Annotated in this window: 14 protein-coding genes and 1 pseudogene; 4 read left to right on the forward strand and 11 right to left on the reverse strand. The window is 35.1% G+C overall.

Annotation, left to right across the window (positions count from 1 at the left end; all coding sequences use genetic code 11):
* The first annotated feature begins 38 nt into the window (after positions 1–38).
* Both ACW8TM_RS03170 and ACW8TM_RS03175 read left to right on the forward strand, forming a co-directional pair.
* Positions 39–1,649 carry an N-acyl-D-amino-acid deacylase family protein gene (locus ACW8TM_RS03170; RefSeq protein WP_491531825.1) on the forward strand — a complete coding sequence of 537 codons (1,611 nt, stop codon included), beginning with the start codon at positions 39–41 and terminating at the stop codon, positions 1,647–1,649.
* A 108-nt stretch (positions 1,650–1,757) separates the two neighbouring features.
* A complete protein-coding gene (locus ACW8TM_RS03175) occupies positions 1,758–2,276 on the forward strand; it encodes a trypco2 family protein (protein WP_491531826.1) in 519 nt (172 codons plus the stop codon).
* Positions 2,277–2,316: 40 nt separating this feature from the next.
* On the opposite strand, the pseudogene carB reads toward ACW8TM_RS03175, so the two are convergent.
* The 4 genes and pseudogenes from carB to ACW8TM_RS03195 all read right to left on the reverse strand — a co-directional run bounded on the left by carB (position 2,317) and on the right by ACW8TM_RS03195 (position 8,271).
* Positions 2,317–5,540 (reverse strand): annotated as a pseudogene (gene carB, locus ACW8TM_RS03180) (carbamoyl-phosphate synthase (glutamine-hydrolyzing) large subunit).
* Entirely contained in the window at positions 5,516–6,748 is a 1,233-nt protein-coding gene (gene carA, locus ACW8TM_RS03185; protein ID WP_491531827.1) for a glutamine-hydrolyzing carbamoyl-phosphate synthase small subunit, read from the reverse strand. Before carA ends, carB begins: the two are co-directional and overlap by 25 nt.
* 112 nt (positions 6,749–6,860) lie before the next feature.
* Entirely contained in the window at positions 6,861–7,781 is a 921-nt protein-coding gene (locus tag ACW8TM_RS03190; RefSeq protein WP_491531828.1) for a CBS domain-containing protein, read from the reverse strand.
* 58 nt (positions 7,782–7,839) lie between these two features.
* A complete protein-coding gene (locus tag ACW8TM_RS03195) occupies positions 7,840–8,271 on the reverse strand; it encodes a hypothetical protein (RefSeq protein ID WP_491531829.1) in 432 nt (143 codons plus the stop codon).
* Positions 8,272–8,362: 91 nt separating this feature from the next.
* Between ACW8TM_RS03195 and ACW8TM_RS03200 the strand changes: the two genes are divergently transcribed.
* On the forward strand, positions 8,363–8,671 hold the full coding sequence (locus ACW8TM_RS03200) for an FUN14 domain-containing protein (protein WP_491531830.1): 309 nt from the start codon (positions 8,363–8,365) through the stop codon (positions 8,669–8,671).
* A gap of 37 nt (positions 8,672–8,708) precedes the next feature.
* Complete coding sequence (locus tag ACW8TM_RS03205) at positions 8,709–9,185, forward strand: hypothetical protein (protein WP_491531831.1); 477 nt, start codon at positions 8,709–8,711, stop codon at positions 9,183–9,185.
* Here the strand turns inward: ACW8TM_RS03205 and ACW8TM_RS03210 are convergent.
* The 7 genes from ACW8TM_RS03210 to ACW8TM_RS03240 form a co-directional block, all read right to left on the reverse strand.
* A complete protein-coding gene (locus ACW8TM_RS03210; protein WP_491531832.1) occupies positions 9,182–9,889 on the reverse strand; it encodes an HAD family hydrolase in 708 nt (235 codons plus the stop codon). The two genes, ACW8TM_RS03205 and ACW8TM_RS03210, sit on opposite strands and share 4 nt — an antisense overlap.
* Before the next feature lie 102 nt (positions 9,890–9,991).
* Positions 9,992–10,771: a bactofilin family protein gene (locus ACW8TM_RS03215; protein WP_491531833.1), complete on the reverse strand. Its 780-nt coding sequence runs from the start codon at positions 10,769–10,771 to the stop codon at positions 9,992–9,994.
* Complete coding sequence (locus ACW8TM_RS03220) at positions 10,771–10,905, reverse strand: hypothetical protein (RefSeq protein WP_491531834.1); 135 nt, start codon at positions 10,903–10,905, stop codon at positions 10,771–10,773. The genes ACW8TM_RS03215 and ACW8TM_RS03220 overlap by 1 nt, the downstream gene beginning before the upstream one ends.
* Entirely contained in the window at positions 10,898–11,236 is a 339-nt protein-coding gene (locus ACW8TM_RS03225; protein WP_491531835.1) for a hypothetical protein, read from the reverse strand. The genes ACW8TM_RS03220 and ACW8TM_RS03225 overlap by 8 nt, the downstream gene beginning before the upstream one ends.
* Positions 11,236–11,547 (reverse strand): ArsR/SmtB family transcription factor, encoded by a 312-nt coding sequence (locus ACW8TM_RS03230; protein ID WP_491531836.1) that lies wholly within the window; start codon positions 11,545–11,547, stop codon positions 11,236–11,238. Before ACW8TM_RS03230 ends, ACW8TM_RS03225 begins: the two co-directional genes overlap by 1 nt.
* Before the next feature lie 68 nt (positions 11,548–11,615).
* Positions 11,616–12,626 (reverse strand): D-cysteine desulfhydrase family protein, encoded by a 1,011-nt coding sequence (locus ACW8TM_RS03235; RefSeq protein WP_491531837.1) that lies wholly within the window; start codon positions 12,624–12,626, stop codon positions 11,616–11,618.
* Between the two features lie 42 nt (positions 12,627–12,668).
* Entirely contained in the window at positions 12,669–13,856 is a 1,188-nt protein-coding gene (locus ACW8TM_RS03240; protein ID WP_491531838.1) for an NfeD family protein, read from the reverse strand.
* Positions 13,857–14,203: the final 347 nt, after the last annotated feature.

The following is a 14,203-nucleotide window of genomic DNA, read 5'->3' on the forward strand; positions in this document are numbered from 1 at the left end:
TTATACGTCTAAAAAATCTGATAATTGATGGTGAAAAAATGGTCTATGATATAATTATTAAGAATGGTCGAATTATAAGCGGTTGTGGAAATCCCTGGTACAAAGCAGACATAGCAATCAAAGACGGAAAAATTATTGAAATAGGTGAAATATCCCCATCAAAAGCTGATGAAGTCATTGACGCCACAAATTTAATTGTATGTCCAGGCTTCATTGACATGCATAGCCACTCAGACCTTTTCATTCTTATAAATCCAAAGGCTGAGAGCAAAATAAGACAAGGAGTGACAACTGAAGTCATAGGCAATTGCGGGTCGAGTTTATCACCAATACTTCCAGATAAAATTAAGATATTTAAGAAGAGAGCTGGAGTATTAGCTGAAGAAGTAGTATGGGACTGGTCAACATTAAAAGAATATACTGAGAAACTTGAAGAGCAAGGAATTGCATTAAATATAGCTCCATTAATTGGACATGGAACCTTAAGAATAAATGTAATGGAGTTTGAAAATAGACCTCCAACCAAAGATGAATTGGATGAAATGAAAGCACTTTTAGAAAGATCATTAAAGGAGGGAGCATTCGGATTATCGACAGGACTTATATATACTCCAGGATCATATGCAAAGACTGAAGAAATAATTGAACTTGCAAAAGTAGCATCAAGATATAATGGAATATATTCAAGTCACATTAGAAGTGAGAGCAAATGGCTTTTAGAAGCAGTTGAAGAAGCAATTAAGATTGGAAAAGAGGCAAATATACCAGTTGAAATATCACATATGAAAGCTGCAGGTAAAGAAAATTGGGGTAAAGTCAAAGATGTACTAAGCCTTATAGAAAAAGCTCGAGACGAAGGAGTTGAAGTCACATGTGACTTTTACCCATATACGGCTGGAAGCACAGGGCTAGCGGCATGCCTACCGCCATGGGCACATGAAGGAGGAATAGAAGAAATGTTAAAGAGATTACAAGATCCACATATGAGAAATAAAATGAGAGAAGATATTGAAAAAGGGTTACCTGGATGGGAGAATCTAGCTGGAACTGCTGGATGGGAGAACATTGTAATAGCATATTGTGAGAAAAATAAAGACTATGAAGGATTAACAATTGCAGAAATAGCGAAGAAAAGGGAAGTAAATCCATTTGATGCAGCATTCGATCTACTAGTTGAAGAAGAAGGAATAGTTTGGATTATATTACACATGATGAATGAAGAAGATATGAAGTACATAATGCGGCATCCAGTTTCGATGGTTGGAACTGATGGGTCAAGCTATGCACCCTATGGACCATTAGCTAGAGGAAAGCCTCATCCAAGAAATTATGGAACTTTTCCAAGAATACTAGGAGAATACGTTAGAAAGCAAAGGGTGTTAACATTACAGGAAGCTATAAGGAAAATGACCTCCCTACCAGCACAGAAATTAGGCTTAAAAAATCGAGGATTAATATGTGAAGGATACTGGGCAGACATTGTAATATTCAATCCTAAAACAATAATAGATAGAGCAACCTTTAAGAATCCTCATCAATATCCAGAAGGAATAGAGTATGTAATAGTGAACGGCATGTTAACCATTAAAAAAGGTGAGCACACTGGAAAACTCGCTGGAAAAGTCTTAAGAAAAACATGCCAACATTAGAAAATAGATAACTAAATTAAATCTATTTTCAAAATAAAATTTTTAGTTTACAAGTTGACAACCCATATAACTTTGAACAATCAACTATTTAAAAGACAGGTGAAATAAATGGAAAAAAGCGAATTTGCCTTAGAAGAGGTACTGAGGCAAATAAAAAAGGAAATTGCGCAAGCAACAGCCCTTCCAGGAAAACCGGAAATAACAATTAAGAAATGTATTCTAGAACTATCAACAATTATGACTAAAACAGCTGAAGGGAAAATCAGACTTAAAGTTCTACCAATAGAAATTGATGGAGAAACAGAAGTATCTGAAGAAATGATTCAAAAAATAACATTAACTATGGTGCCCACACCACCTAAAAGAAAAATTGCTAGAAGAAAAATCCCTGAATTTGGAATTGCAAAGTTAGTCAAGGAAGTTAGGGGTATAATGAAGATAATTGAAAGAACGCAACCACCCTTCAGACTAGAAGACTTCAAGATTGAAGTAAACTTTGGAATAAAGCGTAAGGGTGAAGCTGGAGGAGAAGTGAGCATCTGGGTGTTAGAAGCAGGAGCAGAGGTAAAATACAGTAAAGGAAGTATACATAAGCTCATAATACACTTTGGATTAATACAGCCGTAGACTATAGTTACCCAACTATTTATTCATGAGATGTGAGCTATTATGCGAATTGGATGTATTTCTTAGTCTTAGCCCCCCTTATCCAATATTCAGAAAGTTCAAGTGTTTCAAAATTAGGAGAATCACCCATCCTCTTCATAGCTTGGACTATAGCTTTACTTAAATTGGCATCTAATATCATTGGAATATTTAAGTCTGCAACCAATCTTCTAAGTTTATAATCAAAACTTGGTGTAAAACCAGTTGTTATTAGTAGGTCTATCTTCCCGTCTTTAACAAATTCTTTAGCCTTAGAATTATCTATAGAATTCACCCCATAGACAAGACCCTCGTAGACTGTTAATACTTTGAAGCCTTGATCAGCAAGTAAAGAAGCAACCTCACTTAGTATTTTTCTGTCTTTATCGACAAAGGTATAGATTAGTATATGTTTTTGCTTACATGGGAGTTTGTTAGGCTGTGCTGAAAGCCAGCTTTTTAGAAGTGCATCCTCAAAAGATGAGCCTAGAGAAGCTACTTCGCCTGTACTCTTCATTTCAGGACCTAAATGGGGGTATGCTCCATGTATTTGCGGCCATGAGAACTGAGGAGTCTTAACTGCCCATGCCCTAGCTGGAGGTTCATAGAAGTCTTGATTAGAAAATTCAATTTTATATTTATCCAAAACTATTTTTGCTGCCAAGTCCATTAAATTAAAACCTCTAGACTTACTTGCAAATGGCATGGATCTACTAGCTCTTAAATTTAATTCAATAACGTAAACTTCATCGTTCTTTATTAGAAATTGCAAGTTGAATGGACCTTTAATATTCAGTTCTCTAGCTAATATGACAGCTATTTCTTTGATTTTAGCTGCAGTTTGCCTAGTTAATCTTATTCTTGCAGGAGTAACTATGGTTGCATCACCACTATGAACACCTGCATTTTCAATATGTTCAAGAATTAAACCAACTACAGATCTACCATCAGAAACTGCATCAATTTCAGCTTCAATAGCATCCTCAATAACTTTGAAACTATTACTGGACGTTCTCTAGATATCTTAGTTGCTCTTTCAATATATTTAACTAAATCATTCTTGCAATATGCTATTTTCATTGCATCTCCACTTAAAACGTAACTAGGTCTAACAATAACTGGAAAGCCAATTTGCTCTGCGAATGAAATTGCCTCCTTTAATTTGTAAGCTTCAATCCATAATGGTTGACGTATATTCAATTTATCTAGCAGTTTACTGAATTTAGCTCTATCCTCAGCTATATCGATGGATAATCCATTAGTTCCAAGTAGAGTGATTCCACTAGACTCAAGTCTCCTAGCAATATTATTAGAAATTTGTCCTCCAGTAAATGTGACGATTCCAAGAGGCTTCTCTTTAAGGTAAATATCCAGTATTCTTTCAATGTTAATTTCTTCAAAATATAATTTATCACTAAAATCCCAGTCGGTTGACACAGTTTCAGGATTATAATTGACTATAATTACTTCAAAGCCTAAATCTCTTGCAGTTTGAGCAAAATTTACGACAGCCCAGTCAAATTCTACTGAAACACCTATTCTAAAAACACCGGAACCCAAAATCACTATCTTCTTCTTATTTGACGTGAAATTAATGTCATCATCATATCCATTATAAGTTACATATAGGTAGTTTGTTTGTGCAGGCCATTCAGCTGCAAGAGTATCAATTTGTTTGACAACTGGTAAGCCGATTTTTAAAAGACGTTTTCTTCTCAAATCCTTCACATTTAATCCTGAAAGAGACGCTATTTGCTTATCAGTAAAACCTAAACGTTTAGCTTCAGCTATTAATGCTTCGGCATCCTCATCACTTAAATGCTTAAGTAGCCTTAGTTTTTCACTTAAATCTACAATACGCTTAATAGAGTAAATATAAAAATTGTCAACATCTAATATCTTTGAAATTTGATCTACTGTGGCTCCAAGTTTAAGTGCCTTGGCCACATATAGAAACCAATAAGACCTACGTTTTTTCAATTCATCTAAAACGTTATTTAGGGATTCATCACAGTCATACCATTTACCTCCAGTCAAGCCAAGAAAACCTAAGTCTAACATTCTAATTGCTTTTTGGAAGGCTTCTTCAAAATTCCTTCCAATAGCCATAACTTCACCAATACTCTGCATTTCCGAGCAAATTATATCATTAGCACTATAAAATTTAGAGAAGTCCCATCTTGGAATTTTAACGACAATATAATCTAAACTTGGTTCAAAACATGCCGTTGTAGCACCAGTAATACTGTTGATTAATTCTGGAAGTGAATATCCCAATGCTAATTTAGCAGCAATGTATGCTAATGGATACCCTGTAGCTTTACTTGCCAACGCACTACTCCTCGACATTCTTGGATTAGTTTCAATAACATAGTGACATTCACTCCTAGGACTTAGAGCTAATTGAATGTTTCCTTCACCAATTAATTCAATGGCTTCAGCAACTTTCAAGGAGGCAGATCTCAGAATTTGATACTCTCGATTCGTTAATGTCTGGCTTGGAGCAACTACTATAGAGTCACCAGTATGAATCCCCATGGGATCAATATTCTCAAGACAAGCTACAGCTACAGAATTACCCTTATAATCTCTTACGACTTCGAATTCAATTTCCTTCCAGCCCTTCAAATATTTTTCAACCAACAACTGTTTAATTTCACTATGGGAAATTGCTCTAAGAAACTTATTATGCAATTCCTCTGATGAATATGCAATAAATGAGCCTCGACCACCCAAATTGAAACTAATCCTTACAATAACAGGATAGCCAATTTTTTCCGCAACTTTAAGAGCCTCATCGATTAATGAAACAGGCTTACTAGGCGGAACAGGTAATCCTGCATCTATCATAGTTTCCCTAAATAAACTTCTAGTTAAGGCTTTCTTTATTCCCTCAATAGGTGTCCCTAAAACTTTAACACCATAACGTCGCAGGATTTCTTTATCATACAACTTTACTCCAAGAGACAATGCAGTTTGACCACCAAATCCAAGTAATATTCCATCCGGCCGTTCAGCTTCAATGATTCTTTCTAGAAAATAAACTTTTAATGGCAATAAATAGATGCGATCAGCTAACTTATGGGTTGTTTGTATTGTTGCTACATTGGGATTCACGAGAATAGTTTTGACACCCTCCTCTCTACATGCCTTTAGAGCTTGACTTCCACTATAATCAAATTCAGCAGCCTCAGCAATCTTAATAGCAGCAGAACCTAAAATTAATACATTTTTTGGCGTCTCCATACTTCCACCACCATTTTACAATATAAATCAAAAATCCATGTAGAATCAAGTGGGCCAGGAGAAGCTTCAGGATGAAATTGAGTAGATATAATCGGATACATGGAATGATATAAGCCTTCAATTGTTCCATCATCTGCATTTATAAACCAAATTTTAAAGCCACTGTCATGGAGGCTATTAGGATCAACAGCATAGCCATGGTTTTGAGTTGTTACAAAGCATGAACCAGTTCTAAGGTCAATTACAGGTTTATTAGCACCTCTATGACCATATTTTAACTTAAAAATCCTTCCATCCATGACAATAGCTAAAATCTGATTTCCTAGGCATACCCCTAAAGTTGGAAAGTTGTACTCAATGGCCCTGGATACATTCCTTTGAACATTTATAAGAAGATTCGGGTTCCCCGGCCCATTACTAATGACAACTCCATCAAAATTAAATTCTGAAACAGCCTTGTCAAATGGATAATTATAAGGGATGCGAATAACCCTTAAATTCCTAATTAGAAGCTCCCTCAATATACCATATTTAACTCCACAGTCAATTAGAAGAACTGAAGCTCTAATCTCACCATTAGGTTCATGAATTATGGGTTTAGTTGGTGAAACTTTAGAGAGAAATGACAATTCATCATAACTAGGAGAATTTAATAGCAAATTGTAAAGAGTTTCAATATTTACATTTTGATTTAAATCACATACATAGAGAAGACCCATCATTGCCCCATGTTCTCTAATATGTTTAACGAGAAAACGAGTATCAACCCTTGACATTCCGGGAATATTTTCAGAGAGGAGCCATTCATGTAAACTCATAACTGAAGACCAATGACTTGGAATAGTTTCCTCACTTACAATTAAACCTTCGACTTGAATATTGCTTGATTCAAAAGGAGATGAAAGAAAATTACAAATTAATAAAGACTTAGAAGGCACTCCATAATTACCAATGAGAGGATAAGTGAATATTAATATTTGACCTGCATAGCTAGGATCAGTAATCTGCTCAGGATATCCAACCATACTCGTAGTGAAGACAACCTCACCAATTCTAAGCCCCTGAGCCCCAAAGCCACATCCAATGAATACATGGCCATCCTCTAGTACTAGGATTGCCTTTAACGCATAAGGAGAAGAAAATTTTGAAAGTGCCTTAAGCTTAAAGATTTTAAGACGGTTGGTACCATCAATAGTTAACTTGGACATCCACGCCTCCAAAAAGGTGAACTGCTGAGAATAAAAAGATTGCGTTTTACATATAACTGGATGACATGTCACTTGTTTCAAACTTAACGGCAAAAATCAGAGTTGTACTTGTCTATTCACGCTCTTCCAATACAATGTCATATAGTAGATCTCTTTCCGTAATAATTCCAACCAACCTATCATCCTCTGTTACGGGTAATGCTCCAATTCCTTTATCAATCATTATTCTGGCAGCTTCTCCAAGCTTCACATCCGGATTTATTGTAATTACAGGAGAAGACATTATTTCTGAAAGAGGAGTCTTAACTAAGTCGTAAACACTACCTCTAGCTGAATATTTCAACGCCACTTTAGGTTGAAATAACTTGACAATATCAGTCGACACCACAATTCCAATAATTTTCTCTTCATCCAAAACTGGAAGACGTCGAAATCCTAAACTAATCATTGTTTGAGCAGCATCTTTGACAATAGTATCAGGCGAAGCAGTGATGACATCTCTACTCATTATTTCTTCAACCTTTCTACTAGTGGTCTTGTCAGCTAAATGACGTAGAATATCTCTCTCAGTAATTATCCCATAAACTCTATCATCTTCATCAACAACGGGGACCGAGCCAATATAATTTAAAATCATCTTTTCTAAGACATCCACAAAGGATTCATCAATAAATGCTTTAATCACATCTCTCTTCATTATAGATTCTAAGGGTTCATCTAAAGCTGAGAATAAATCACCTTCATGTCTATCCACAATTATCTTGAAATAATCACCTCCACCAAAGTAGTTCACTAAATCAGTAGCAGTAACAATTCCAATCAACCGTTTATCAGGCATAGTTATTGGCATTCTTCGAAAATTATGCTCGACTACGATCCTTATAGCTTCCCTAACCGGTGCCGTCTGAGATAATGTCACCACTGGTCTTTTGGAAATAAGAGCTAATTCAAGCTCCCTCTCATAAATTCTATCAGAAAAATTGGGTTTACCATTGCTTCTAAGAAAACGGGCTTCAACTCTCCGCTTATACAAGTTATCACCATATCATATAATTTAAATCAAGTATAAAACTTCAATTATTCAACAATTATTAACCAATCACAATTCTATTACCACCACTCTTTTTTGCCTTCCTTAGCAGCTTTAAGGCTCTTCTCCACAGAGGATTAGAGTACGCCTCTCTCCTATTCTTTACAGGTTTACCAGAAATTGGACCGAAAGTTACAGCTATAGAAATGGAACCGCCAAGTCTCTCAATATTCCTCCTAATATTTTCGAGATCGACAAGTATTCTATTTAAGTCTTCAATTTTATAGTTCGGTATCTCTAAAATCACCTCTTCAGTTCCGCGAGTTTCATCTAATCCATAAATCATTACGGCAAAATGCTTTCTAATGAAATCTTCAACAAGCAAAGTTAGAGTCCCTGTAATAATATTTGGGGTATATCCACTCCAGCCTTTGGCTTTACTTAACTCTTTAAAACGGTCTAAATCCATAACAATTATGCATCCATGAGACATAATAACCCTCAAGCAATAAATTGTCAACAGTTATTAAGTATAGAAGACTTTATAAATTATTTTAAGGTAGTGGTTGTGAGAGGGACATATATTGAGTGAGTGGAACTCAATTATATTCCAACTAGGTTTTGGAGCAATTGCAGGCTTTGCAGTAGGTTACGCATTCAAAAAAGTACTGAAACTTACACTTATAATCTCTGGATTATTAATTCTCGCCTTAATGTACTTGCAATGGCAAGGGATACTAAACGTAAATTATGAAGAATTATTCCAAAAAGTTGAAGGTTGGATTAGAGGAATTATGGGTGAAGGATCAACAATCATAAGTCAAGCGATAGCAAATCTACCATTTGCTGCTGCCTTCTTAACCGGATTTGCCTTAGGCATCAAAAAGGGATAAATATTACAAGTCATACAAGTATTATAAGGGATACAATTTGAGTGAAAAGAAAAGAACAAAAACCATAAGCATAAGAGGACTAGATGATGAAATTTATAGACAATTAACCATTGTAGCTAGAGAGATGGGGAAAACAATTGGCGAAGTAACAAACGAGGCAATAAAACTATATCTGACATTGCTAAAGGGTTCTGAATCAATAGTCAAAAAGCTTTCCTCAACCATAGGGACATTAACCAAAGCCTTCAGGGAAGGTTTAAGGGAAACTGAAATAGATATTGTAAGAGGGGTAGATGAATTAAACATCTCAAAAGAAGATTTAGAAAAATATGGTAAGCCAGTATCCTTTATGTTTATAGGTAGACTAAAATTTCATGAAGATGTGGATTCGAAGACTTTCATGAAATATGTGGACAGTATAATTTCATGCAATGAAGTATTAATCCCACAGACATTGTCTAAGATAATTGTAGGAAGAAGATGCAGATTCGTGAAGAAAATTACAGCATACTAATGCACCCAAGTTAAAATAAACTTCAAGGCATCACTTAAATTTTTGATAGTGCATTTAAAATCAAGATCAGCGTTATCCACATTCAAGTATATAGCCTTCATACCAGCATTTAGGGCACCTTTAACATCGGCATTAAAATCATCTCCAATCAAGACTGCATCACTTGCATTGACATTTAAAAGAGATAAAGCATAATTGAAAATCTCAGGTCTAGGCTTTCTAAAACCAACAACATCAGAGAAAATCATGGCATCAAAATAATGATTTAACTCCCATAGCTTGAGAACTTCAATTATATGTTGCCCACTCATGACATTAGATATTAAACCAATCTTCAAACCTAGATTTCGAACCTCTTCAAGTACATATCTTAATTCAGCCCTAGGTCTAGTATAATAAACAAAGGGATACATATATGAGGAGGCAAGCTCCTTAATAAAGTTGTCATCTAAAAAATAATAACCTAAATGATGTAATATAAGTTTAATCTCATAAGATAAAGGTACTTCAACTTCAAGCTCCCTAATAGAATCACATAAACGCCTAATAGTCCAGAAAACATTTTCAACTTTATTTAAGGATAAATTAGGAAGCTTTTTACATAAGGTTTCATGCAACTTTTTAATTCTAATTTCAAAATACTTCTCTAGATCAACACTTGGAATGAACATTGTACCCCAGAAGTCGAAGAAAACTGCCCTCACATGAAGTCACTCCAAATTAAAGCTGATGATTTCACCGATAGTTATGTCGTCATTATGTTTAAGAATTATGGTTGAAGATTTAGAAGTGTTAATAATTTTAATTTAAGCTATTTGTTCAGGTTCTCCTGCAATTTTTGCTTCAGGATGAATTTTAACTTCCTCTCTATACCGTATTTTGCCCTTAATTTCACAGCCACGACCAATTTCAACAATTGATCCCTCAACATTATTACAAATAACATTTTCAAGACGAACAGTTCTTTCAGCATAAATATTCGAAGCATAAAGCTTCCATCTCTTTCGCTTATAGCCAAATATTGTAATACCAAAAAGTATCAATCCACTTTCTACTTCTCTTCCTATAACTTCAATGTCTAAGGCTTTCATATAACCTTTAATTTCAGATCTACCTCCAATGTCAATGTAAATTCTATTAGCCTCCATATTTCCATTAACTCTAAAACTCCCCCTAAATTCTAGAGTCCCATTAGAAATAATATCTCCATCTACACTTAATGATCCAGAAAGACGCAGATAATCTTTAACCACTAAATCGTGATAAATTTCACAACTACCTGAAACTTTAAGAAACTTACATTTGACATTTCCTTTAAATGAAGAAGAACCAGAAATATCTATTTCTATAGCCTCAATGTCATCATAAAATGAAGCAGAACCAGAAACCTTAACTATTTCAGCCTTAACTTTACCTTCAGAAGTGGCGGAGCCAGAAACCTTAAAAATCTTTGTCTCAAAATCACTTAGAATTCTTCCACTACCACTAATAATTACTTCATCACTTGAAACCCTGCCTGATCCACTAATTTTCACCTCAGGTATACGCTTAAAAGCTCTTTCATATTCATCAAATTTTTCAGCCATTACTCAACACCTACAGCACCTTTAATTAAATCTCTAATTTCAATTAGAAGAAGTTTAATTTCACTAAGTCTTCTCCTCATTTCCTCCACTATCTCTTCATCAGTCACACCCAAATATTTCAATTTTCTACTCAATTTCTTGAACCTCCTTTAAAGCATCCCTTATCTCTCTCAGAATTTTTGCAATTTCATCTAGCTCTTCAAGAGTTGCTCTTTGACTAGATCGAAGCATATTCAATTTTTCTCTTTCAATTGAACTTGCACCCTCCAATGGAGATTCAAATATTCCTTCACCAACACCAACAATACCAAGAACTGAAGCCCCAATAATTGCAAAAACACTAAGTAAACCAGTCAAAACTTCATTAAATCCGTAATGAACTGTAAAGTAAATGGATGCAACTGGAACTCCAAATCCAATCGCAATAACTATCAATGAAAAGGTGAAAGCCGAAAATTTACCCATTACTCTCTACCTCTCTTTAAAATTTTTTTAATAACATCGGGGGTAATTGTAATCTCAAAGTCGTTGACAGCATAATATTTCACTGGGGGAAGAGATTCAGATCTTTTTTCAACTTTAACTGTTTTGATCAAACCTAGCTTCTTTAGACTAGTTAAGTAAATGTGAACAAGGGGATAGGGCTTATTTAATTCTCTAGCTAAGGCATAAACACTCTTCGGCTCCTCTGATAAACTTGCAAGAATTTGTAGTCTTAATGGATTTGCAAGTACCTTCAGCATCTTAACCAACTCCTTTTCATTTTTAAATTCCACACTGATAATCCTCCAGAAATATGTATTAAAAAAGATATATATAAAAATTCCTATATATAAAAATAAAACTAGCTTGGCCAACTAACTTCAAAGCCATACTTCTTTAATTCATCTTCATACTGAAAAACTAATGGTGTCCCACCTGTATGCAGAAACACTACAGTACTCCCCTTGGGAATATCGCCTCTATTTACTAAATCAATTAATCCAAGCATAGCCTTTCCAGTGTAAACTGGATCAAGTATTAATCCCTCAAGACAAGCAACCATTTTAACTACATCTACAACCTCCTCTGTTATCACTCCATAACCACCACAAACATATTCATCAAACACAATAATGTCATCGTAAGACAAGGTTACTGGTAATCCTACTAACTTGGAAGTTTCATCAGCTAATCTCTTGACCACTTGACTTACAGGTTTCTTACTTCCACTACAAGACATTCCATAAACTTTGATATCTGTGTTAAGCGCCTTAAAACCCAATGCTAATCCAGTTTGAGTGGCACCCGAACCTGTTGAATGAATTAAATAATCAGCTTTAATTCTCATCTCATTAAATTGATTTAGAAGTTCTATTGAAGCATTAAGATAGCCTAGAGAGCCAATAGCATTGGCTCCACCTCCAGGTATAATGTAGGGCTTCCTATTCTTCTCAGAAAGCTCTTTAGCTATTTCTTCCATAAACTCTGGAATTTTACTTCGATCCCCCTCAAATAATCTAACATCCGCACCTAGCATTAAATCTAAGAGTAAATTCCCCTTAACAGCCTTCGGACCAACAGTTCTTAAAACCAATACCACATCTAAACCATACTTCCTTGCCGCCGCCGAAGTTAATCGAGCATGATTTGAACATAATGCACCAGTTGTAATAAGCGTGTCTGCACCCTTATACAGAGCATCAGCCACAAGAAACTCGAGTTTTCTAGCCTTATTTCCACCGAAGGCTAACTCCATTACATCGTCGCGTTTAATATAGAGTTTAATACCCAACTTATCGCTTAGACGTGGTGCATACTCTAATGGCGTTGGAAGAGAAATTAATTTAACACGTGGAAAACCAGCCAACAACAAGTCAAATCACCAAATTCAATAGGAAATAAAGGTTAAAAACATTTATTCTTCTTCTCTCACTGGTTCAACCTTAACTTTAAAGCCAATCACCTCTATAACTTTAACTTTTTCACCAGCTTTAATTTCATAGTCAGAAAAAGCTGTCCAATTATCAGTTGCAACATACACTACTCCATATTTGCCCGGTTTAATATCAGTTTTTGCAACACCTATCATTCCAACCAGTCTCTTAATATCAAACATCCGTCCCCGCAACCTCAAAACTCGACGAACCTTATGGAAATAAAATATGAGGAAGCCTCCCCCTACTGCGAGGAGGCCAATAACCACATAATGTGGTATCGTCACAACTAGGTATGGTTGCTCTCTATACATAAGAATTATGCTTAAAACCCATAGCACTAGGCCTGCAAAGCCAAAAATTTGTATACCTGGATATTTTAACTCCACAAAAATTAGAGCTGCACCTATAATCATCAATGCAATTGCAGTCATACTTGCACCAAGAATTCCAATACCAAATAGGGACAACAGTATTAGTGCAGCACCAGCAAAGCCATATACTTGAGTACCAGGAGTAAAAATGTCAACTAAAATCAGCCAAAAACCCAATTCAAAGAATAAACCTATAACCATAGGATCATTCAAGAAGGAATAGAATCTTTGAATTAAACCTGGCTTAAGAGTGATTACCTGTGCTCCCTTCCAGCCTAACACCTCTAATAGCTCATCAATGGAATTAGCCCTAAAATCGACAATTTTAAAGTTAAGTGCCTCCTCAGTTGTTAAATCAAGGTTTTCAGTTACAAATTTTACAGCAATATCAATTCTACTGTCATTTAAACCATATTTCTTTTCGGCAAGAGCTCTCATTCTAGCGGCAGCATAATTGATAATTTTTGGATCTTCAGGTCTAGGTTGACATGAACCAATAACACAGCCATCAGCCATTGCAATATAATCTGTAGCCAGAGCAATGAAAGTCCCTGCAGAAGCGGCCTTAGCACCTTTAGGGGCAACCCAGGCTAGAGTGGGAACCTTTGCATTTAATATCATATCTATAATGGCATCCATACTGTCTAGAAAACCTCCATATGTATTTAACCTTAAAATTAATGGTGCACCATCACTCTCAGCTTTACTTAAAGCACTTTCAACGAAAGTTCTAGCACCATGATCAATTGTCATTTCAATTTCAGCCAAGTAAACTTTATTTATTGCTTCACTCATCGAAGCAACATAAAATTTAAGTGAAAATAACAGAATTAGTGAAAAAATGATTAAGAACCTTTTACCATGATTATAACTGTATCTCACCACATTATTTTTCATAAAATTCCCAATCATTTATACTCTAAAATATTAATATATTTATATCTCTCTACGTTTTGAATCACTAAAACCCCATAAACTCATTAAATAAATTCACTTACCCATAAACATATATTATAATCAAAACAGGATGCTAAGAAATTATTGTACCAAAGATTTATGAAAACATCCTACAAAATTATACGCATGATAATTTTTATGATTAATGAAATCATGATACAAAACCCTTATATTATTGGAAAACA

The organism is Candidatus Culexmicrobium sp. (assembly GCF_058356305.1).

Bases quoted from the DNA above. Each gene is read 5' to 3' on its own strand.
- ACW8TM_RS03170 (WP_491531825.1), top strand. From the start codon at position 39: ATGGTCTATGATATAATTATTAAGAATGGTCGAATTATAAGCGGTTGT.
- ACW8TM_RS03175 (WP_491531826.1), top strand. From the start codon at position 1,758: ATGGAAAAAAGCGAATTTGCCTTAGAAGAGGTACTGAGGCAAATAAAA.
- carA (WP_491531827.1), bottom strand. From the start codon at position 6,748: ATGTCCAAGTTAACTATTGATGGTACCAACCGTCTTAAAATCTTTAAG.
- ACW8TM_RS03195 (WP_491531829.1), bottom strand. From the start codon at position 8,271: ATGTCTCATGGATGCATAATTGTTATGGATTTAGACCGTTTTAAAGAG.
- ACW8TM_RS03215 (WP_491531833.1), bottom strand. From the start codon at position 10,771: ATGGCTGAAAAATTTGATGAATATGAAAGAGCTTTTAAGCGTATACCT.
- ACW8TM_RS03225 (WP_491531835.1), bottom strand. From the start codon at position 11,236: ATGGGTAAATTTTCGGCTTTCACCTTTTCATTGATAGTTATTGCGATT.
- ACW8TM_RS03240 (WP_491531838.1), bottom strand. From the start codon at position 13,856: ATGAGTGAAGCAATAAATAAAGTTTACTTGGCTGAAATTGAAATGACA.